The 19950-nt window shown below is 73.3% G+C and carries 19 protein-coding genes; 5 read left to right on the plus strand and 14 right to left on the minus strand.

Going from position 1 to position 19950, the window contains the following annotated elements; translation table 11 throughout:
- Window positions 1-6: 6 nt before the first annotated feature.
- Together ACN20G_RS31190 and ACN20G_RS31195 are read right to left on the minus strand one after the other, a co-directional pair.
- On the minus strand, window positions 7-1251 hold the full coding sequence (locus ACN20G_RS31190; protein WP_424216594.1) for a TIGR02678 family protein: 1245 nt from the start codon (window positions 1249-1251) through the stop codon (window positions 7-9).
- Window positions 1248-2810, minus strand: a complete 1563-nt coding sequence (locus ACN20G_RS31195; protein ID WP_424216595.1) for a TIGR02677 family protein — start codon at window positions 2808-2810, stop codon at window positions 1248-1250. The genes ACN20G_RS31190 and ACN20G_RS31195 overlap by 4 nt, the downstream gene beginning before the upstream one ends.
- An 819-nt stretch (window positions 2811-3629) precedes the next feature.
- On the opposite strand from ACN20G_RS31195, the gene ACN20G_RS31200 reads away from it, so the two are divergent.
- Window positions 3630-4429 (plus strand): IS5 family transposase gene (locus ACN20G_RS31200; RefSeq protein ID WP_424217401.1). Its coding sequence is split into 2 segments (ribosomal slippage): window positions 3630-3969 and window positions 3969-4429, totalling 801 coding nucleotides; the frame shifts between segments, so codons are not numbered across the junction.
- Window positions 4430-4842: 413 nt separating this feature from the next.
- Here ACN20G_RS31200 and ACN20G_RS31205 read toward each other — a convergent pair.
- From ACN20G_RS31205 to ACN20G_RS31215, 3 genes are all read right to left on the minus strand, one after another.
- On the minus strand, window positions 4843-5556 hold the full coding sequence (locus ACN20G_RS31205) for a hypothetical protein (RefSeq protein WP_424216596.1): 714 nt from the start codon (window positions 5554-5556) through the stop codon (window positions 4843-4845).
- Between the two features lie 353 nt (window positions 5557-5909).
- Entirely contained in the window at window positions 5910-6908 is a 999-nt protein-coding gene (gene gap / locus ACN20G_RS31210; RefSeq protein ID WP_424216597.1) for a type I glyceraldehyde-3-phosphate dehydrogenase, read from the minus strand.
- A 152-nt stretch (window positions 6909-7060) separates the two neighbouring features.
- Window positions 7061-8020, minus strand: coding sequence for a GlxA family transcriptional regulator (locus ACN20G_RS31215; protein ID WP_424216598.1), 960 nt, complete (start codon window positions 8018-8020; stop codon window positions 7061-7063).
- 51 nt (window positions 8021-8071) lie between these two features.
- Between ACN20G_RS31215 and ACN20G_RS31220 the strand changes: the two genes are divergently transcribed.
- Window positions 8072-9010, plus strand: coding sequence for an ADP-ribosylglycohydrolase family protein (locus tag ACN20G_RS31220; RefSeq protein WP_424216599.1), 939 nt, complete (start codon window positions 8072-8074; stop codon window positions 9008-9010).
- Between the two features lie 95 nt (window positions 9011-9105).
- Here the strand turns inward: ACN20G_RS31220 and ACN20G_RS31225 are convergent, their stop codons facing one another.
- The 6 genes from ACN20G_RS31225 to ACN20G_RS31250 all read right to left on the minus strand — a co-directional run bounded on the left by ACN20G_RS31225 (window position 9106) and on the right by ACN20G_RS31250 (window position 16603).
- Window positions 9106-10407, minus strand: a complete 1302-nt coding sequence (locus ACN20G_RS31225) for an MFS transporter (RefSeq protein WP_424216600.1) — start codon at window positions 10405-10407, stop codon at window positions 9106-9108.
- A gap of 7 nt (window positions 10408-10414) precedes the next feature.
- Complete coding sequence (locus ACN20G_RS31230; RefSeq protein WP_424216601.1) at window positions 10415-10972, minus strand: GNAT family N-acetyltransferase; 558 nt, start codon at window positions 10970-10972, stop codon at window positions 10415-10417.
- A complete protein-coding gene (locus ACN20G_RS31235) occupies window positions 10969-12288 on the minus strand; it encodes a type III PLP-dependent enzyme (RefSeq protein ID WP_424216602.1) in 1320 nt (439 codons plus the stop codon). Before ACN20G_RS31235 ends, ACN20G_RS31230 begins: the two co-directional genes overlap by 4 nt.
- Window positions 12285-13703 (minus strand): DUF6271 family protein, encoded by a 1419-nt coding sequence (locus tag ACN20G_RS31240; RefSeq protein WP_424216603.1) that lies wholly within the window; start codon window positions 13701-13703, stop codon window positions 12285-12287. Before ACN20G_RS31240 ends, ACN20G_RS31235 begins: the two co-directional genes overlap by 4 nt.
- Window positions 13696-14778 (minus strand): phytanoyl-CoA dioxygenase family protein, encoded by a 1083-nt coding sequence (locus ACN20G_RS31245; RefSeq protein WP_424216604.1) that lies wholly within the window; start codon window positions 14776-14778, stop codon window positions 13696-13698. Before ACN20G_RS31245 ends, ACN20G_RS31240 begins: the two co-directional genes overlap by 8 nt.
- A 709-nt stretch (window positions 14779-15487) precedes the next feature.
- Window positions 15488-16603, minus strand: coding sequence for a serine hydrolase (locus tag ACN20G_RS31250; RefSeq protein WP_424216605.1), 1116 nt, complete (start codon window positions 16601-16603; stop codon window positions 15488-15490).
- A 323-nt stretch (window positions 16604-16926) separates the two neighbouring features.
- Here ACN20G_RS31250 and ACN20G_RS31255 point away from each other — a divergent pair, with 323 nt between their 5' ends.
- Together ACN20G_RS31255 and ACN20G_RS31260 are read left to right on the plus strand one after the other, a co-directional pair.
- A complete protein-coding gene (locus ACN20G_RS31255) occupies window positions 16927-17355 on the plus strand; it encodes a RidA family protein (RefSeq protein WP_424216606.1) in 429 nt (142 codons plus the stop codon).
- A gap of 64 nt (window positions 17356-17419) precedes the next feature.
- Window positions 17420-17815, plus strand: a complete 396-nt coding sequence (locus ACN20G_RS31260; protein ID WP_424216607.1) for a hypothetical protein — start codon at window positions 17420-17422, stop codon at window positions 17813-17815.
- Between the two features lie 13 nt (window positions 17816-17828).
- On the opposite strand, the gene ACN20G_RS31265 is transcribed toward ACN20G_RS31260, so the two are convergent.
- From ACN20G_RS31265 to ACN20G_RS31275, 3 genes are all read right to left on the minus strand, one after another.
- A complete protein-coding gene (locus ACN20G_RS31265) occupies window positions 17829-18200 on the minus strand; it encodes a toxin Doc (protein WP_424216608.1) in 372 nt (123 codons plus the stop codon).
- Between the two features lie 10 nt (window positions 18201-18210).
- On the minus strand, window positions 18211-18492 hold the full coding sequence (locus tag ACN20G_RS31270; protein ID WP_424216609.1) for a toxin-antitoxin system HicB family antitoxin: 282 nt from the start codon (window positions 18490-18492) through the stop codon (window positions 18211-18213).
- A 70-nt stretch (window positions 18493-18562) separates the two neighbouring features.
- Window positions 18563-18901, minus strand: coding sequence for a hypothetical protein (locus ACN20G_RS31275; RefSeq protein WP_424216610.1), 339 nt, complete (start codon window positions 18899-18901; stop codon window positions 18563-18565).
- A 183-nt stretch (window positions 18902-19084) separates the two neighbouring features.
- On the opposite strand from ACN20G_RS31275, the gene ACN20G_RS31280 reads away from it, so the two are divergent.
- Window positions 19085-19909 (plus strand): HAD family hydrolase, encoded by an 825-nt coding sequence (locus tag ACN20G_RS31280; RefSeq protein ID WP_424216611.1) that lies wholly within the window; start codon window positions 19085-19087, stop codon window positions 19907-19909.
- The last annotated feature ends 41 nt before the right edge of the window (window positions 19910-19950 follow it).

A 19950-nucleotide genomic window follows, 5' to 3' on the forward strand; every position in this document is an offset into this window, starting at 1 on the left:
GGACTCTCAGAGGGTGTCATCGCAGTCGTCTTCGCTGGGGAGGATGGGGGAGCTGGGAAGGTCGTGTGCGCCGAAGAGCATCAGGTTCTCGCTGGCCTTGCGGGCGCCGAGACCGGGCTGGGCGCGGTAGCGGGCCAGACCCGGGCGGATGCGGATTCCTCCGGAGACGTGTTCGGCAAGGCCCAGTTGGATGAGGATGGGCAGCGCTGCTTCCTTGACGCGGATCGCGTCGATTGGATGGCCGTTGATGCTGGTGATCACCTTGAGCAGATCAGCGGCGACCTCGGCGGTGAGTTCGAGGAGCCGTGGATGCGGTACGAACGTTCGGCGCGGGGATCTGCTGTCCACCTCGCCGCAGAGTCTGTCGGCCAAGACCAAGGCGGCGAACGAGGGAGCGCTTGCCTTGGGAAATTCCAGGTCGGTGAGTTCCTCGTCGATGATGGCCGCGCCCTCGGCGCGCACCTCTACACGAGTGTCGAGGCCGAGGCTCAGGGCAGCCAGCAACTCATCGGTGTGAGCGAGAAAGTAGTCACGTTGCTCGCCGGGAAGGTCGTCGAGGTAAACGACAGGTTCGTCAACAAGTCGGCGCATCAATGCCTGACGGGTCATCTCGTCGGCCGTCCTGCCCTGTCCCGCCCCAAGCGTGTCGAGCAGTTCGTCCGGCCCTCCCGCTTGAGCAGGGGCCATCGGGGCGGCCAGCATCAGAGACGCCGTGCGGTGGTCGACGTCGTACAGCGCGTCGCCGCTGCCCGCGACGTACTCCTTCTCATGCTCGCGGGCAGTCCCCGCGTCACCAGTGGGGGTGAGTACCCCATGCCGGCACAGCAACCGCACCATGGCCACCAGGTCGAAGCGTTCACGATGCACAGTGGTGTCGAAGCGACGCAGCGCGGTGTGGGTGGCGGTCACGGCAGCGACTTTTTCGGCGAGTTCGCTGATCACGGTCTGCCGTCCGCAGTCCTCCAGGACCGCCAGAAGCAGGCAGTACAAGGCCGACTGCCGAGCCGTCGGCGCCTCGATGTCCCGTCGGCCAGGTGCCTCGGGGATCTTGAACAGACGGAGGCGGTCGCGCTCCGCATGTAGTTGCCAACCGAGGTGGTGGTCAAACCAGCGCCTCAGCTCGGCCTGGTGTCTGCGCGCCAGGTCCAATGTGCGAATGTGGCGCCCCCGCCGGTGCAGCAGAGGGTGGACCAGTAGTGCTCGGATGATCTGGCTGCGCTCGAATGCGGCTTCGCGGCTCCGGGCGGTCACGCGGATCCCCCCGAGGTGAGGCGGATCGTCAGTTCCATATCGGCGATCCGCAGCCGCCCGCCACGCATCGCGACGGACGCCGCTTGTGTGGACGGTGGTTCCGCCGGGGCAAGGGTGATCGCGAGCCGTCCGTCGCTGGTCCGGGCCCTGCGTACGCCGGAACCGTCTTCTGGCGCGGAGAGCACGCAGTCCAGACAGCGCAGCAGGACGTCCGCCTCCGCGTCGTTCAACTGCCCCAGTACTGATAGCCGGACGGGGCCGCGGGCGGCCATCGATTCCTCTGCAGAGGTCTCCTCGTGCTGCTGCTTGCCGAGTTCCGCAGCAAGCATGCTCTTGGCACGGCGCGGACTGTGCACCCGGGGCGGCGGCCCGGGCCGCATTCGGGGCCCGGAAGCCCGGTATGCCGCAGAGACCGGTGCGGGCGAGCTGTCCCACCAGCTGGCCAGGGGAAGGGCGTCCTCGTCGTCATCCGGTGGGCGTGGTGTGCCGAGATGGCGAGCGGAGTACATCCCGAACGCCGTGTGCCACAGCGCCGACACCTTCTGCTGGGGGCTGTCGCCCATCGCGTCGAACCACGTGGCCAGCGTCACCAGGTCGGCTGCTCGGTCGACCCTGCGGAAACGTTGCTCGTTGATCTGCCGGATGGTCAGCAGAATGTGGTTGACCGCGTCGGACGCCCGGTCTTGCAGGGTCTGCGCGACAGGCAGACGGTCGGGCCCCTCGAAGAACCAGCTGCGCACGCCCACCCACTGTCCCACCAGCCGGTCGGTGTCCCGCGCGACGATGTCCTCCTTCGCGACGCCCAGTTGCGGAGCCGCCTCCAGGGCCGCGATGTCGCCGAGCCGCAACGTGATGTCGGCCTCCTCAGCCTGCTCGATCAGCCCGGAGATGAGTGGCCCGGTGCGGCTCAAGGCGAGAATGAAGGTCTGCAAGTACCCGACGACGACGTCCTTGTAGGCGAGGAACGCCTCCACGTCCAGTTGGTCGTCCACAGCGAGGGAACGGTTGAGTCCCTGCACGAAGAGCTTCGCGTTCTCCGTCAGCTGCGTGAATCCGCCGGCCAGGCGCTGGAAGGCGCGACCGGCACCGGCCAGGTCCGGCGGAGACTTCTCAACGGCCTTCACCAACACGCTCAGCGCCTCAAGGACCTCCGGCAGCATCGAAGCCTGAAGGGCGCCGGTGGCCCCCAGCTCCTGGTCGATCAGAGTCAGCGTGCGGTGGACCTGTGCGCCCGCTGGCGTCAGCTGATACAGGAAGTCCTTGCGTATGAACTCCTGCACAGTGCCACTGCGCCGCAGGTTGTAGATGCGGGTGACGTTGCCCCAAGTATTCAGCGAGTCCAGAAGTCCGTCGATCGGGGGCATCTCGGACAGCAACTCGGGGGCGCCGCTCAGCCGCTTGGTCACTTCTTGGCCGATCTCGCCAGTCGGGAGGTGGATGCCGAGCCGCGACTCCTCCTCCAGAAGAACGTCCAAGGCGATTCGAAAGTAAACAGCCTGCTGGGACGTCAAATAGTTGACGAGGGGCATGCGATGGCCGAAGCCGTACACAGTGGTCATGAATCCTGGGAAACGTGAGATTGGGTCTGTTCGCCGCTGTCACAATTCGTGTGCGCATCTACATGGACCGGAGAAGGCGGATGTTGCGTGTAGTCGCTCCAAGTAGACCGGTGAACACGGTGGTGCCGCAGATAATATTCGATGCAGATCACCTATGTGGCGCATATCCTGAAGACCCTTGCCAGACCGGCCCGAACCTTGTCTTTTAATAGGGCTGGAGCAGGGGCTCTGTGCGCTTGCGTCAGCTCAGGGGTTCGGCAACGTGCTGTTGCGTAAGGCGGCTCGGCGTGCCCCCCGAGCAGGCTGCCGGGCGCGTTGACTTCATCCGCGATCAGTAAGGTGACGGCATGGCTCCGCTCCCGAACCCCGAGTCCCTGGACACCGCCGTCGTCCCCGGGGGACATGGTGGGTCAACTCGGGTTGATGCCGCACCGGCACCAGCGGCGCTTGGAGCATGCCGTCGAAGGGCTGCCAGGAGGCCTGCGCGGCTACCTGATTCTCGCCGTGGTCCCACCGGGACCTGCCTGACCAGCAGGCCATCGGCATCCAACCGGCCATCGACCGAACAGTCCTCACCTACCAGACCGATGCTCCGGCCGAGGCCGGTCTAGTCGAGCGCATACCCGATCCGGCTGATCGCAGAGCGCACAAGGTGATGGTCACCTCGAAGGGAGCCGGAACCTTGCCGCGGTTCGCCCGGCGCGTTGCCGAGGCCGAGGCCGAACTGCTCTCCGGCCTGACCTCTCATGGAGCCGATTCCCGCAGGGGCTTCTTAGAGGTCATCTCATTTGGGCTGTTCGGTAGGCTGTGCAGGTGGGGATCGTTGAGCGGCTTGTGCCGGATGAGTTGTGGGTGTTGTTCCAGCGTGTGGTGCCGGCGGCGCCGACGAGGCCGCAGGGTGGCGGGCGGCGTCGGCACGGGGACCGGGAGGTCCTTGCCGCGATCGTGTTCGTCGCCACGTCGGGGTGTACGTGGCAGCAGTTGCCGACCGCTTCCTTCGGGCCGTCGGGGGCGACCGCGCATCGCCGGTTCACCGAGTGGACCCAGGCTCGGGTGTGGGCCAAGCTCCACCGCCTGGTCCTGGACGAGCTCGGCGCTCGCGGCGAGCTGGACTGGTCGAGGTGCGCGATCGACTCGGTGAACATGCGGGCCGTGAAAAAGGGGACCTGACAGGCCCGAATCCTGTGGATCGGGGCAAGTACGGCTCGAAGAGCCACCTGATCACCGAAGGAACCGGTCTGCCCCTGTCGATCGGGATCTCCGGCGCGAACCTCCACGACAGCCAGGCCCTGGAGCCCCTGGTCCGGGGCATCCCGCCCATACGATCCCGACGCGGACCACGCCGCCGGCGGCCCGCCAAGCTCCACGCCGACAAAGCCTACGAATCCCGGGCCATCCGCCGGTGGCTGCGCTCCCGCGGCATCGCCCACCGCATCGCCCGACGCGGCATCGACTCCTCGACCAGACTCGGACGACACCGCTGGAAAATCGAACGCACCATGGCCTGGCTCGCCGGCTGCCGCCGACTCCACCGCCGCTACGAACGCAAGGCCGACCACTTCCTCGCCTTCACCAGCATCGCCTGCACCCTCATCTGCTACCGCAGACTCACCAAATGAGACGACCTCTTATGCCGACTGGCGGCGTTCAGGGGCCTCGCCAGCGACTGTCCCGCAAATGACATTTGAGTCGATACAGCCTCACCGAGCTCCCGCGGTGACGCCGCAACGGGTTGAATCACACAGCGTGTGATGCCTATCACCTGGCATGGTCTGCTCACTCCGTCGTGATCACCAACGGAGAGGTGTGACACCGGTAGGCCCGAGGCAGGCAGGCCCGGCTGCCAGGTGGCGAAACCGTCCTTGCGCATACCTGGATGCCGAGGGAGGCGGCGCTGAATCTGTCGGCCCGTGCACAGACAGCCCATGTAGGAATTGTTCATGGGGTCCACAGAAAGGCAGTGTTCACAGGCTTGGACTGGTGACGTGCAACACTGCTCATCGCTGAGACCGTGTTCATCGCCACGCGGCCCCTAAAGGACAGGCTGACCTCCTTGAGGACCGGTTCGCGCGCCTCCCCGGCGTCGGCTCCGCCGCCCCCGCCCCCGCCGCAGCACGCCCAGCACGCCGGCCACGGCGATCAGGGAGATCAGCGCGGCCAGGGTGTTGACGCAGAGGCGGATGGAGCGGCGGGCGGAGTCGGCCCCGTAGCGGGCCGCGTCGAGCAGGCGGTGGAACTCGTCGTCCTCGATCGCCGACAGTTCCACCCGGTGCACGAGGGTGAGGTAGCGCTCGGTGCCCACCCGCTGCACCTTCGGCTCCAGCGTCCCGGTCGCCGTCGTGGACGCCGACCGCAGCAGGGACCCGAGGAGGGCCGCGACCGCCACGACGATCAGCGCGGGCACCGCCCGCGCGAGGCGCTCCTGGGTGGCCCCGGCCGCCATCGCGTGCCCGAGGACGGCGTTCACGGCGACCAGGCCGATCGCCTGGGTGATCCCGCGGCCGATCTCGGCCCCGAGCATGATCCGCAGGGCGCGCGCGTCGGCCTCGCGGGAGAGCCGGAGCGCGGTGCCGACCAGGCGCGGCATGCCCTTGGCCATCTCCCACAGTCCGAGCCGCACCCACGCGCCCTCGTGCTCGGCCCAGCCCGTGTCGTAGGTCAACTCGCCGCCGAACAGGAGCCGTTCGGAGTCGGAGACCCGGGTGTCCGCCCGGGGGTCCTCGGTGTCGGGTGTCGCTTCTGCCATCGTCGTCCCCTCGTGTCGCACGCCAAGCACGGAGAGTGCGGGGAGGCGAGTGAAGCGCACGCGGGGAGCGGGGACGGCGAGAACCGGTCGACCTGTCCGGGCGGGCGGGGCGCGGCCCGTCGGGACGGGCGGGGAGGGGGCCGGCCGCTGCCCCGGGGCGAGCGGGAGGGGACCGGGGGGCGGTCCGAGAGCGAGGGTGGCCGGATCACGTCGGCCGGGAGAATCCGGTCCGGGTCCGGGCCCGCTCGGGTTGACCGGGCCCGAAACCGGACCGACCCCCGACAGGCCCGTCGGGGGTCGGTGCGGTGGGATGGAACGCCGGGGGCGGGGTCGGGTCCGCCCCCGGCGTCCGGTCAGCGGGCCGCGAGCAGCTCCAGGGTGTCGATGACGCGGTTCGAGAAGCCCCACTCGTTGTCGTACCAGGCGACCACCTTGACGTGGCGGCCCTCGACCCGGGTCAGCGCCGAGTCGAAGATCGAGGAGGCGGGGTTGCCGGTGATGTCGGAGGACACGAGCGGGTCCTCCGAGTACTCCAGGACGCCGGCGAGCGGGCCGGCGGCGGCCGCGCGGTACGCGTCCAGCACGTCCTCGCGGGTCACGTCGCGGGCGACCGTCGTGTTGAGCTCCACGATCGAGCCCACCGGCACCGGGACGCGGATCGAGTCGCCCGACAGCTTGCCGTCCAGGTTCGGCAGCACCAGCCCGATCGCCTTGGCGGCGCCGGTCGTGGTCGGCACGATGTTGACGCCGGCGGCGCGCGCCCGGCGCGGGTCGCGGTGCGGGCCGTCCTGCAGGTTCTGCTCCTGCGTGTAGGCGTGCACGGTGGTCATGAACCCGTGCTCGATGCCCGCGAGTTCGTCGAGGACGGCGGCGAGCGGGGCGAGCGCGTTGGTGGTGCAGGACGCGTTCGAGACGATCGTGTGCAGGGCCGGGTCGTAGGCGTCGGTGTTCACCCCGTACGCGAGGGTGACGTCGGCGCCGTCCGAGGGGGCGCTGACGAGCACCTTGCGCGCGCCCGCGTCGAGGTGGGCGCGGGCGTCCTTGGCGGCGGTGAAGCGGCCGGTGGCCTCCAGGACGATGTCCACGCCGAGTTCGGCCCAGGGCAGGCGGGCCGGTTCGCGTTCCGCCGTCACCTTGATGCGGCGGCCGTCGACGACGAGGTGGTCCCCGTCCACGCTCACGGGGCGCCCGAGGCGGCCGGAGGTGCTGTCGAAGGCGAGGAGACGGGCGAGAGCGGTGGGCTCGGTCAGGTCGTTGACGGCGACGACCTCCAGGGAGCTGTCGCGTTCCAGCAGGGCGCGCAGTACGTTGCGGCCGATGCGGCCGAATCCGTTGACGGCGATGCGAGTCATGAGTGATGTCCCTTCTCTCGCCACCAACGATCGCGCGCGGGGCGCGGCGGGGACAGTGGCGCGATCGCCATGGTTCGCAAGGATCTCGCCACCCCTCGCGCGGCTTCTCGCCACGGCCCCCGCCTGTGCTTCCGGCCGGGGGCCGCGCGCGGTCATTCGCCCCGGGTGAAGGTGCGCCGGTACTCGCTGGGGGTGGTGCCGAGGATCCGCTGGAAGTGCAGGCGCAGATTGGCCCCGGTGCCCAGGCCCACGTCGGCGGCGATCTGCTCGACGCCGCGTTCGGAGCGTTCGAGCAGTTCCCGGGCGAGGTCGATGCGGGCGCGCATCACCCACTGCATCGGCGTGTAGCCGGTCTCCTCGACGAACCGCCGGGAGAAGGTGCGCGGAGAGACCTCGGCCCGGCGCGCCAGCATGTCGAGGGTGAGGGGTTCGGCGAGCCGGAACAGGGCCCATTCGCGGGTGGCGGCGAAGCGTTCGCCGAGGGGTTCGGGGACGCTGCGGGGCACGTACTGGGCCTGCCCGCCGCTGCGGTAGGGCGCGGCGACCAGGCGTCGGGCCGCGTGGTTGGACGCGGCGACGCCGAGGTCGGCGCGCAGCACGTGCAGGCACAGGTCGATGCCGGAGGCGGCGCCGGCGGAGGTGAGCACGCTGCCCTCGTCGACGAACAGCACGTTCTCGTCCACGTGGACCAGCGGGTGGCGGGCCGCGAGGGCCCGCGCGTAGTGCCAGTGCGTGGTGGCGCGCCGGCCGTCGAGGAGTCCGGTGGCGGCGAGGGCGAAGGCGCCGGTGGAGATGGCGGCGAGGCGGGCGCCGCGCGCGTGGGCGGCGATCAGGGCGTCGACGACCTCGGCGGGCGGGTCCTCGCGGTCGGGGAAGCGGTAGCCGGGCACGAAGACGATGTCGGCCCAGGCGAGGGCGTCGAGGCCGTGGGCCACGTGGTAGGCGAGGCCGTCGCCGCCGGCGACGAGCCCGGGGGCCGCCCCGCAGACGCGGACCTCGTAGGGCATGCTCGCCCGGGTGGTGAAGACCTGCGCGGGGATGCCGACGTCGAGGGGTTTCGCCCCGTCGAGCACGAGGACGGCGACACGGTGCGGGTGGGAGGCGGAGAACACCCCCCGACCCTACGCGGGCCCGGCCGACGGGCCCTCGTTACCCTCGGGCGCATGGAGCGGACGGATCGGGTCGTGGGGGCGGTGGTCGGGTCGGCGGTGGGCGACGCGTTGGGGGCGCCCTTCGAGTTCGGGCCGGCCGGCGCGTTCTCGGCGCGGTTCCCGTCGCCCGGCCACGGCGGGGAGATGTGCGGGGGCGGCGGCTGGGACCCCGGTGAGGGGACCGACGACACGCAGATGGCGGTGTTGGTCGGGGAGTCGCTGCTGGAGCGGGGCGGGTTGGATCCGGCCGAGTTGTTCGAGCGGTTTCGGCGCTGGGCGGCGGCCGAGCCCAAGGACATCGGGTTGCAGACCGAGGACGTGTTGGGCGGCGGCCGGCCCTGGGACCGCGCGGCGGCCGAGCATTTCGCCACCACCGGACGGGCGGCGGGGAACGGCTCGTTGATGCGGGCCGCGACCTCCGCCGTGCGGTTCGCGGGGGCTGGCCGGGCGGCCACGATGGACGCGGCGCGGCGTGTCGCCGCCCTGACCCACGGGGACCCGGCCGCCTGGGAGGGCACGGCCGTTCTGCACGAGCTCGTGCGCGTGGCCCTCGTCGGGGCCGATCCCCTCGCCGCGCTGCCCGAGGTCCTGGCCCTCGTGCCCGCCGAACAGCGCGCGCGTTACGAGGTCGTGCTCGCGCCGGACTGGCATCCCGACCTGGCCACCGAGTTCAACGGGGCCGTGTGGCCCTGTCTCGGTTCGGCGGTGTGGGCGTTGCGCACGACGGACGGTTTCGAGCCGGCGCTGCGGGCCGCCGTGGACCTGGGCGGGGACACGGACACGGTGGCCGCGGTGACCGGGACGCTCGCCGGGGCCGTGTACGGCCGGCGGGCGATCCCCGAGCGGTGGACCGGGCCCCTGCACGTGCCGCTGCCCGGGTTCGGCGGTCGGGTGCTGCGGGCACCCGAACTCGCCGACCTGGCCCGTCGTCTCGGGGACGCGCCGAACTGACCGCCCCACCCCACCCCGCCCCGGCCCGGCCCGTCGCCGGCGCGGCGGGCTTGGTGACGGAGGTGCTCGTCGCGCGCCCCCGTGCGCCCGTGTGCTCAGGCGCGGCTCGGGCTCGGGTCCGTGCCGGCGGGGGCGGCGTCCGTCGGGGTCGCGGGGGCGGGCGCGCCGGCGGGGGCGGGCCAGGTGATGCGGGTGGCGCACGCCGTGACCAGCAGGGAGGACACGGCCACGGTGGCCATCCCCCAGACCAGTCCGGCGCCGTCCGCGATGAACCCGATCACGGCGGGTCCGGCGAGCAGGCCGGCGGTGCCGGTGGCCGCCACGAGGGAGAGGGCGTCCGAGCCGCTGCGGGCGGCGGCCGCGTACACGCACGGGGTGACGGCGGCCACGCCGAGGCCGACGCACGCGAACCCGATCAGCGTGGGCACCACCCCGCCCGCCAGGAGCGCGGCGGCCAGGCCGACGGCCGCCAGGGCGCTGCCGACGCGCACCACGCGTCCGTCGCCCCAGCGTTCGCGCCAGCCGTCGGCGAAGACCCGGGCCAGGACCATCATGCCCGCGACGGCGGCGATGCCGAGGGGGGCGACGGCGGGCCCGGCCTGCACCACGTCCTTGAGGTAGAGGGCCGACCAGTCGTTCATGGCGCCCTCGGTGACGGTGCCGAAGACCATGGCCGCACCCATCCACAGGGTGGCGAGGGTGGGCAGCGTCCACCGGCGGCCGGCGGGCTTGCCCGTCCCCGCACCGGCCTCGGCGGCCTCGTCGGCGGCCGGCTTCGCGGTGCCGGCGGCGATGACGGGTTCGGGGAGCAGCCCGCCCCGGGTGAGGCCGACGAGAGCGAGGACGAGGACGGCGGCGAGCGCGAAGTGGGTGGTCAGGTCGTCGGTGAGCAGGTGCAGGCCGCCGGCGAGGAGGGCGGCCAGCAGGGAGCCGGCGCTGAACGTGGCGTGGAAACGGGCCATGGCGGTGCGTCCGAAGACGACTTCGGCGGCGGCGCCCTGGGCGTTCATGGCCACGTTGAGGCAGCCGACGAGGACCCCGTCGAGGCAGATGACGACGAGGGCCACCGGGTAGGCGGGGGCGGCGGCGAGGGCCGGCAGGAGCAGGGCCAGGGCGAGGGCGGAGCCGAGGGCGAGGGTGCGCGAGCCCAGGCGGCGCATGAGCCAGGTGACCAGGGGGAAGGAGGCGGCGGCGCCGATCCCGCAGATCATCAGCAGCAGGCCGACCTCGGTCTCGGACAGGTCGAGGCGGGTCTTGAGGGTGGGCAGGCGGGCGGCCCAGGTGGCGTACTGGAAGCCGAGGGCGCAGAACAGGGCCGCGATGGCGACCTGGGCGCGGCGGAAGGTGACGGGCGGCGGGACGGCGGCGGGCGCGGCCGGGGCGGGGGCGGGGGACACGGCGTGGTCAGCTCGCTTCCGGGTGGGGGTGCAGGGGACGGGTCATGGGGACGGCGTCGGGGCCGTAGCCGGTGGGGGCGGGGTCTGCGGGGCGGGGGGTGAACCCGCGGGCGGTCCAGTAGGGGGCGGTGCCGGAGACGGCGACGAGGGAGACGGTGCGGTGCCCGCGGGTGCGGGCGCGGTCGACGAGTTCGTGGAGGAGCAGGTCGGCGAGGCGCCGGCCTCGGGCGGGGGCGGCGACGACGATGTCGTGGAGGTGCAGGTTGTCGGCGTCGGGGTGGGGGGTGGTCTCGGGGCGGGTGAGGTCGGGGTGCCGGCCTTCGGGGTAGGGCAGGGCGAGCAGGTACCCGAGCACGGTCTCGGTCCCGTCCGTGCGCTCGGCGTCCGGGGTGGTGAGGACGAGGCAGGTGTCGGGGGCGTGGCGGGCGCGCGAGCGCAGGGCCTCGGGGCTCTCGGAGAGGTCGTGGGCGCCGTGGGCGGCGGCTTCGAGGGCGAGGACGGCCGTCCAGTCGCCCTCGGCGAGGGTGCGGACGCGCACGTGCGCGGGGGCGGGGGCGGTGGTCATCGGGCGGCTCCGACCGGGAGGGCGGTGAAGTGGACGGGCAGCGGGTCGAAGCCGTTGAAGCCCTCGGTGGCGTAGCTGGTGGCGTAGGCGCCGGTGGAGAGGATCCAGACGGGGTCGCCGGAGGCGAGGGCGGCCGGCACGCGGGTGGGCAGGCCGTCCTGGGCGTAGGCGTCGTCGCTGTCGCAGGTGGGACCGGCGATGACGGCGGGGACGGTGGGGGTGCCGGGGCCGGCGGGGTGGGTGGGGAAGTGCAGGCGGTGGCGGACGGCGTCCATCTCGTACAGCCCGTTGAACTTGCCGCAGCTGAGGTAGAGCCAGTGCCGGTCGCGGCCGTCGGGCCCTTGGCGGGTGGAGAGGCGGGCGACGCGGGCGCGGATGGCCCCGTGGTCGGCGACGAGGTGCCGGCCGGGTTCGAGGACGAGGCGCAGCGGGCGGCCGGCGCGGGTGCGCAGGCGGGCGACGCCGGTGCGGATCTCCTCCAGCATCCCGGTCAGCGGCGGGTCCAGGGGCCGGCCGGCGCGGTCGAGGTAGCCGAGGGCGGGCAGGCCGCCGCCGAGGTTGACGTGGTCGAGGTGGATGCCGCGCCGGTCGAGGGCGAGGAGCACGTCGGTGATCCGGTCGAGGGCCTCGCGCCAGGCGCTGACGGTGAGTTGTTGGGAGCCCACGTGCACGGACAGCCCGGCGGGGACGAGGCCGGCGGCGCGGGCGCGTTCCATGACGGTGACGGCGTCACGGGCCGAGCAGCCGAATTTGCGGCTCAGTCCCCAGAGGGCGCCCTGGCCGCTGGTGGCGAGCCGGCAGAACACGCGGGCGCCGGGGGCGTGCCGGCCGAGGGCGGTGACGTCCTCGACGCTGTCGGTGGCGTATTCGCGGATGCCGAGGCGGTGGGCGGCGGCGATCTGTTCGTCGGACTTGATGGTGTTGCCGTAGTGCACGCGGTCGACGGGGGCCCCGGCGCGCAGGGCGCGGGTGATCTCGGCGGGGCTCGCGGCGTCGAAGCCGGCGCCGTGGGCGGCGAGCCGGTCCAGGACGGGGTCCACGGGGCATGCCTTGACGGCGAAGCGGACGTCGGTGGCGCCGGGCAGGGCCCGCAGGAGGGCGTCGTGGGCGCCGGCGATCCCGTCGAGGTCGAGGACGAGGCGGTCGGTGTCGGCGCGTTCGAGGGCGGCGCGCAGAGCGGGCGAGGGGATGCCGGCGGCGGGGCGGCCGGTGGGCTGCGGCAGTCGGCCGGGCAGGGGTGCCCCCGGTGTGCGGGAGCGGCCGGGGCCGGCCGGCGGGCCGGCGGGGGCGGGGCGGCCGGGGTGGGCGGTGCTCATGCGCGGGCTCCGATCGGCTGCCGGCCCGGGGCGGGGCTCGGGGTCCGGTCCTGGGCGGTGGCGAGGGTGCCGGCGGTGACGAGGGTGTCGGCGGCGGCGCGCGGGGCGGCGGCCACGAGGGCGGCCCAGGCGTCGACCAGGCGCGCGAACTCGTGCGTGTCGGCGCGGGCCCGGGCCAGCAGCTCGGGGGCCTGGGCGGGCAGGGCGGCGGCGAACGCGGCGTACTTGTCGCCGAGTCGGGCGTAGCGGTCGGCGACCAGGTCGAGGACGCGGGCGCCCTGCCGTTCGCCGTCGGGAAGGTCGGCGGCCTCGCGGACGAGGGCGGCGACGGCGTCGGGGCGCAGCCGGCCGGCCGGGTCGAGGAGGGTGTCGCCGGCCTCGGCCAGGGCGGCGTAGGCGGCGTTGAGGTAGGGCATGGAGAGCAGGAACTTCACGAACCGCCGCTGGTAGCCGAGGAAGCCCTGGGGGGTGCGGCGTTCCTCGGTGTGGAAGTTGACGATGTGGCGGTTGTGGAGGACGCCGGGGAGGCCGGCGTCGTGCACGAGGTGGGTGTGGAAGTAGTCGCTGCCGATGGTGTCGACGGCGGGCGGCAGCGGTACCCGGGCGAAGACCTCGTCGGTGAAGGCGATGTTGCACATGTCGACGCGCATCGGGTCGACGGCGCCGAGGGTGGTGCGGTCGGCGCGGAAGGGTTCGGTGCCGGCGCCGCGGAAGGACTCCTCGGCGAGGGCGTCGCGTTCGGCGCGGGTCGCGCCCTCGGGGGCCCACAGGCCGACGACCTCGCGGTACGCCTCGGGGTCGAGGTCCTGGATCTCGGCGATGTCCACGGAGAGGTCGCCGATGAAGGAGGCTCCGACGAGGGCGACGCGACGGTCGTCGTGTCCGGGGCGTCGGGCGTCGTCGGTGACGGCGCCGGCGACCTCGGCGGCGGTGCGGCCGAGGTGGGCGAGTTCGGGCACCAGCGGGTGGGCGGGCCCGCCGCCGGGGACGGTCTGGTAGTGGCTGTCGGAGTCGCGGCGGTGCACGGAGCGGCAGCCGAGGGCGGCGGCGAGGAGGAAGGCCCGGTTGGTGCAGGCGCCGTAGGAGACGGCGTCGGGCAGCATCAGCTCCAGGACGTGCTCGGGGTCGGGCAGGCCGGCGAGGTCGACGGCGCGGCGCAGGAAGCGGCGTTGGGCCTCCTCGTCGAGGTGGTGGACGGGGACCCGGTCGGCGTGCGCGGCCGGCAGGGCGGCCACGGCCTCGGCGAGGACGGCGGCGTGCCGGGCACGGTCGGCGGGGGCGGAGGAGTCCAGGACGAGCAGGTGCACGCGCAGCCCGGGGTCGGCGGCGACGGCCGCGGCGGCCTCGGCGGCGATCTCGGTGAGGGTGGGGGCGCAGGCGCGGTGGGTGGGCAGGGTCAGGGCGACGTCACGCACGCGCGTCCCCTTCCGCGGCGTCGGCCCAGGAGTCGAGGCCGAGCAGGCGGCGGCCGAGCCGGTCGAGGCGGGCGGTCTCGTAGCGCAGGGCCTCGGGGCGGTCGGCGTCGCCGAGGAGGGTGCGGTTCCACGTCGGCGTGGACAGGGTGCGCCAGGACTCGACGCGGGAGCGACGCAGTTCCTCGTGCTCCTCCAGCGCGGGCATCATCGACAGGTACTGCACGGCGCGGACCCCGTCGGCGGAGGTGTTGGGGGCGACACCGTGGGCGAGGAGCCCGTTCCAGATCAGCAGGTCGCCGGCGCGCAGGGCGGGGCGGACCACGGGGAACTCGGCGCGGTCCACGTCGGGGCGGATCGGGTCGCGGTCGGCGGGCTGGTCGACCTTCCAGCGTTCGAAACGGTGGAAGAGCTCGGGGGAGCACTGGAAGCCGCCGAGCTCGTGGTGGGTGTCGTTGAGGGCGATGAGGCCCTGCACGCGCTGCGGAAGGACGGCGAGGGTGGTGTCCACGTCCCAGTGCAGGTCGATGTCGAAGCCGCGGTCCGTGGCCTCGATGAGGTCGCGGGAGCGGGTGCGGACGTTGGGCGGGTTGAGGTTGAGCCGGTCGAGGGTGACCCACAGCGCTTCGGTGTCCCACACGTCGGCGAATGCCTCGTACACCCGGCGGTTCTGCCGGCTGTCCCACAGGAGCTGGTGGTGGTACGCCTCGACGAACCCGTACACGTGCAGGTGCAGGTCGAGTTCGGAGCGGTGGGCGCGCTCGGCGTACCAGGTCTCGGGGCGGGCCGGGTCGAGGCCGGAGAACTCCCACGTGAAGTCGAGGAGGCGGCGGGCGTCGGCGGCCGGTATCGCCTCGGGGACGATCACGTAGCCGAAGTCCTGCCAGTGCGCGAACTGCTCCTCGGTGAGCACCCGCAGGGGCCGGGTCTTGCGCAGGTCGCGCAGGGGGGTGCCGGCGAGGTAGGTGTCGGCGTCGGCGCTGAAGTAGGGCAGGTCGCCGGCGGCACGGTGCAGGAACGGCGGCGGCTCGGGGGCGGGGACGACGGGGGCGGGGGCCGTGGCGGTGGTGGTGGTCACGGGTGCTGCTCCTTCACGGTCGTGGGTGCGGTCGTCGGTGCGGTCGGCGGTGCGTTCACGGTCGCGGGCCCGGGGTCGGGGCGGCGGCGGGAGCGGGGGCGAGGGGCCGGTGCGGGGCCCTCGACCGGCGGGCGCGCGGCGTCGGCGGCGGGCGCGGGGCGGTCGGGGGTCGGCGGCGGGCTGCCGAAGCGGTGCAGGGGGCCTCGATCACTCTCGGGCATGGGACTCCGGGGTGCGGGACGGGTGGCGCGGTGCCGTGCGGGCCGGTCAGGAGGCCCCCACGGCACGGGAATTGGTGCAGACCATTGCGGATATTGGCCTAAACCAATTTCGGCGTCAAGGAACGAACGACCCGCTCGCCGGTCCGCCCGCACACCCACGACGCAGCCGAAAAACCGCCGCCCACCTGCATGTTCATGAAACGGAGCGATGACCTCCGTTGCCCGATCGGGCAAGCCGAGACTGCCCGATCGGGCAAGCGACCCCCGCACGTTCCACGAACGGCACGTGACACGCACGGACACGGGACGGAACGGAACCCCTCCCTCCGACCGCCCCGCCCACCACACCCCCGACCACACACCGTGACACCGGGCGCCACGAGGGGAAGCCCCGCGACACAGGACACCCCGCCCCGAAGCACGGGACGGGGACGGGGCGGGGACTGGACGGGTCAGGGCAAGGCGAGACGGCCGACCGGGCCCGGGGGTCAGTACTCCCCGGCCTCCTCGGCCTCCGTCAACGCCCGCGAGACCGCCGGCAGCACGGCCCGCAGCGCGGCATCGCCCTGCGCGGCCCCCGCCGGCCGGTTGACCTGGTGCTCGGAGAGGAACGCCACGTCGAACAGGCGCCCCTTGACCGAGATCCGCCCGTAACTGTTGATCACCCACCGGCCGTCCGCGTCACGCGGCAGCCAGCCGTCCTTGGCCGGGTACCTCGTGCCCCGGTCCGCGACCGTGTGCACCCCGCCGACGATGTTGCCCATGTCGAGGGTGCTCATCAGCTCCAGCAGGTAGGCCCGCGAGTCGGCGTCCAGCGGCGAGTCCTCGTCGTACAGGCCGGCGACGAAGCGGACCTGGTCCGTGACGGAGGTCTCGGTGAGCCCCCACGCCCGGTTCGAGGTGGTCTCGGTCAACCCCAGGCGCGCGTACGTCGCGTTCAGCGCGGCCTCTTGGCCCACCGCGTCCCACAGCGCGTCCGTCGCGTCGTTGGCGCTCTTGCGGATCATCGGCGAGGCGTGCCCGCGCTCGACGGCCGTCAGATCCCGGCCCTCCTCCTGCGCCTTCAGCAGCAGCGCGGCGAGGATGTGCGGCTTGACGATGCTCGCGGTCGGGAACCGGTGCCCGATGTCCCCGGCCGTGGCGAACGCGCCGGTCTCCACGTCGCGCACGCCCAACGCGAACTCCCCCGAGGGCCTGGGCAGCGCCTTCGCGAAGGCCGCCGCCATGGTCTCGGTCAGGATCCGCTGAGGACGGGGGTCCGCCAACGGCAGGGTGGGGGTCGGCGTGGGCGTCGCGCTCGGCGCCGGGGTCGGCTCGACAGCACCCTCGGCACCGGCCTTGGCCCCGTCCGGAATCGACGTGGCCGACACCGCCTCGCCCATGCGCGCCTCCTGCGCCCCGTCCACGCCCCCCGAAGTCCACCACACGCCCCCGCCGACCGCCGCCAACACGGCGCCGACCACGGAGAGCAGGGGGGCCTTCGACTTCTTGCGGCGCCGCCGGCGCGAACCCCGGTGGGACCGGGCCCGCTGCGGGGCCTTCCGACGGTGCGAAGGGGCGCGCCGGTGCGAGGGGACGGCACTGGCGTCCCTGCTGGCGGACATGCGGGCGACGGCTCCGACGGGTTTCGATCGATACGGGGCGGCGCCCCGCGGCGCGCCTCCCACCGGAGGCGCCGGAGCGCCTCCGCCAGCAGACCACCCACCCCCACCCGCCGTTCCAGTCCAAAGTCCCGAACTTCCGGGACTTTGGACCCTTCACCGTTCCACGTAGTAAAACGCGAACCCCAGAAATCAGGCCATTTGCGTCTCGAAAGCCCTCACCCGAGCCCCGGGACACCGAAAAGGCACGATCTGTTCGGCCCATGAGAAAGCCCTCCCGCACCCACGGGCCCTACCCCCGGGCGGCGAGCCGGCAGGATGCCCGGATGACGACACCCGACAGCTCCCGCGACCACGCCCGCACCCGCGTCGGCTCCGCCTCGCCGCTGGAACCGCGCATCGGCTTCTCCCGGGCCGTCCGCGTCGGCGACCACGTCGCGGTGGCGGGCACCGCCCCGATCGCGGACGACGGCACGACGGCCGCCCCCGGCGACGTGTACGGCCAGACCCTCCGCTGCCTGGAGATCGCCCGCCGGGCCCTCGCCGGGGCCGACGCCGGGCTCGGCGACGTGGTCCGCACCCGGATCATGCTCACCGACATCGACACCTGGGAGGAGGCCGCGCGGGCGCACGGCGAGTGGTTCGCCGAGGTGCGGCCCGTGACCACCTTCGTGGAGGTGTCCCGGTTCATCGACCCGGCCTGGCTCGTCGAGATCGAGATCGACGCCATCACCCGGCCCGCCGAGGCGACCTGACGGATCGACACCTCCGTACGGACCCGGGGCGCGACGCGGTGATCACGCGTCGTACCCTGCCCCCATGAACGACCCGGATCGCGACGCCCCCGTCCCCTCCCCCGCCGCACACCCGACCGGCGACCCGGCCCACGACCAGGCCGACGCGACGCCCGAACCCGCGGCCGATCCCCTCCACGCGGCCGAACTCGCCCGCCGGGCCCGGGTCCGGGGCGAGATGGCCCGGCACCTCGACGCTGCCCTCGCCCTGCTCGACGGCCTCCCCGACCCGGTGGAACGCGAACACACCGCCCGCATCCTCGCCGACGACCTGCTGCCCGCCGCGACCCGCCGCGTCAAGGCGGTCCGCACGGACGCCGCCGTCGAACTCCGCACCCGCCACCGCCTCAAACTCCGCGAGATCGCCGCCCTCTACGGCCTGTCCGTGCCCCGCGTGGACCAGATCACCAAGGGCCGCTGAGCACCGGGGCAGGTCAGGTCAGCCAGGCTCGTAGGTGGACCGCCGTGTCGAAGGCGTCGGCCCGGCCCAGGTGGATGGCACGGGCCAGGTCGACCAGCCCTCCGTGCGGGATCTCGATCTCCTCGTCCGCCGCGTACAGGTACGCCACCGCCAGCGCCGCCCCGAACAGGGCGTTGCGGGCCGGAAGCGGACGCAGTCGGATCACGGTGTGCATGAGGACGGCGGCCCGCCACGCGTTGTCCACCTCCGCGTCGATGCTCGGCGTCCGCACCCGGTGCCGGCCGACGGCCGCCGCCAGCGCCGAGTAGTCGTGCACGGCCGGCTGCGTCGGCAGCACCTCCACCTGGCGCTCCAGCAGCCAGCGGATGTCGATGTGCAGGTCCACGGCGGCCCGCTCAGCGACCCGGTCGCACGGCGTCCGGGGCGTCCTCCGGGAACGCCTTGTCGAAGGCGTCGGCCTGGTCCGCGAGGAAGGCCCGGAACACCTCCGCCGCCCCGTCCAGCCGCGGATCGCGGGCCACTTCCCGCGCGGCCCGCGCGATCAGCGCGGTGACGGTCGTGCCCTCGCTCTCGGCCCGTTCGCGCAGCCGGGCGTGCAACTCCTCCTCCACCCGGATCGTGACGGTCTTCGACCTGTTCCTCGTGTGCGCGCCCTCGGGCGCCTGCGACTCACCCATGTACGGAACGTACAGCGGCGTGTACAGCGCGTCCACACCCCGGCGGAGATCCTTCCCGCCGGGGCCCGCGTCACGAGGTCAGCAGCAGCCAGGCCAGGGCGAGCAGGGCCAGTTGCACGAGGATCCCGGGGCCCAGCCACCACCACGGCGCACGCCCCCGGCGCGCGGCCCGCAGCCCCAACCACAGCGCCCCGCCGAAGCCGAGCACCCACCCCGCCCACGGCAGGGCCCACACCACGAGCAGGTTGTCGCAGACGAAGTGCTCGTCCGCCCCCGTGCCACAGCTGTCGGTCGCGAAGATCGAGAGGTAGAAGGTCAGGAAGTCGAGGAAGAAGGCGAGACCGGCGGTGACCCCGATCGTCACGAGGTACCCGGTCGTGCCGCGCGCCGTGCTCCGCGTCGTCGTCATGTCCCCACTGTCGCGCCGCCCCCGCCCCGCCCGCCTGAGCCCCCGTACTCACTCGGCCCGAGCATCCGCACCCGAGCGCGGGGACCTTCGGCGGGACACCGGGGGCCTTCGACCCGGCGGAGGTTTCGCGGACCCCCCGGAGACTGGGGGCCCCTCCCCCGACGGAACAGGACCCGCGCCCCCGTGACCGGCTTCTCCGACCGCCTGATCGCCACCGACCTCGACGGGACCCTGCTCCGCAGCGACCACACCGTCTCCGCGCGCACCCGCGCCGCGCTCGCCGCGGCCGTCGACGCGGGCGCGCACCACCTCGTCGTCACCGGGCGGGTCGCCCAGTGGGCGCGTCCGGTGCTGGAGCGGATCGGGTACCAGGGCCTGGCCGTGTGCGGACAGGGCGGGCAGCTCTACCACGCCGGTCGCGACGCGCTCGTCTCCTCCACCCCCCTGGACCGCGAGACGGTGCGCGGCGCGGTCGCCGAGGTGGAGGCGCTGACGGGCCCGCTGACGCTGTGCGTGGAACCCGAACGGCTGGAGGACCCGGTGCTGGTGGGCCCGGGGCACCCGGAGCCGAACGTGGGCCCGGTGCGGGCGCGGCGCGTGGAGCGGGCCGCCGAGCTGTGGCGGCGGCCGGTCGGCAAGGTGATCATCCGGCACCCGCACCTGAGCGACGACGCGTTGGCGGAGGCGGCCGCGCAGGCGGTCGGGGAGCTCGTGGACGTGACCCTGGCCGGCCCGGACTGCGTGGAGCTGCTGCCGCGCGGCCTGTCGAAGGCCACCGGCCTGGCCGCCGCGGCCTCGCTCCTGGGGCTGGAGCGGGAGACGAGCATCGCGTTCGGGGACATGCCCAACGACCTGCCGATGTTCGCGTGGGCCGGGCACGGGGTGGCCATGGGCAACGCGCACCCCCGGTTGAAGGCGGTCGCCGACGAGGTGACGGCCCTCAACGACGAGGACGGCGTGGCCGTGGTCCTGGAACGAGAACTGGCCGCCGCCGGCGCCGCCGCCTGACCCGGCGCGGCCGGACCCGCTCCCCCGCCGGAACCGTCCGC

The organism is Streptomyces dryopteridis (genome assembly GCF_049606955.1).
Taxonomy (GTDB): Bacteria; Actinomycetota; Actinomycetes; order Streptomycetales; family Streptomycetaceae; genus Streptomyces.

Bases quoted from the DNA above. Each gene is read 5' to 3' on its own strand.
- ACN20G_RS31270 (WP_424216609.1), bottom strand. From the start codon at position 18,492: ATGGGTGAGTCGCAGGCGCCCGAGGGCGCGCACACGAGGAACAGGTCG.
- ACN20G_RS31220 (WP_424216599.1), top strand. From the start codon at position 8,072: ATGGAGCGGACGGATCGGGTCGTGGGGGCGGTGGTCGGGTCGGCGGTG.
- ACN20G_RS31195 (WP_424216595.1), bottom strand. From the start codon at position 2,810: ATGACCACTGTGTACGGCTTCGGCCATCGCATGCCCCTCGTCAACTAT.
- ACN20G_RS31250 (WP_424216605.1), bottom strand. From the start codon at position 16,603: ATGTCCGCCAGCAGGGACGCCAGTGCCGTCCCCTCGCACCGGCGCGCC.
- ACN20G_RS31275 (WP_424216610.1), bottom strand. From the start codon at position 18,901: ATGACGACGACGCGGAGCACGGCGCGCGGCACGACCGGGTACCTCGTG.
- ACN20G_RS31260 (WP_424216607.1), top strand. From the start codon at position 17,420: ATGAACGACCCGGATCGCGACGCCCCCGTCCCCTCCCCCGCCGCACAC.
- gap (WP_424216597.1), bottom strand. From the start codon at position 6,908: ATGACTCGCATCGCCGTCAACGGATTCGGCCGCATCGGCCGCAACGTA.
- ACN20G_RS31205 (WP_424216596.1), bottom strand. From the start codon at position 5,556: ATGGCAGAAGCGACACCCGACACCGAGGACCCCCGGGCGGACACCCGG.
- ACN20G_RS31230 (WP_424216601.1), bottom strand. From the start codon at position 10,972: ATGACCACCGCCCCCGCCCCCGCGCACGTGCGCGTCCGCACCCTCGCC.
- ACN20G_RS31235 (WP_424216602.1), bottom strand. From the start codon at position 12,288: ATGAGCACCGCCCACCCCGGCCGCCCCGCCCCCGCCGGCCCGCCGGCC.
- ACN20G_RS31255 (WP_424216606.1), top strand. From the start codon at position 16,927: ATGACGACACCCGACAGCTCCCGCGACCACGCCCGCACCCGCGTCGGC.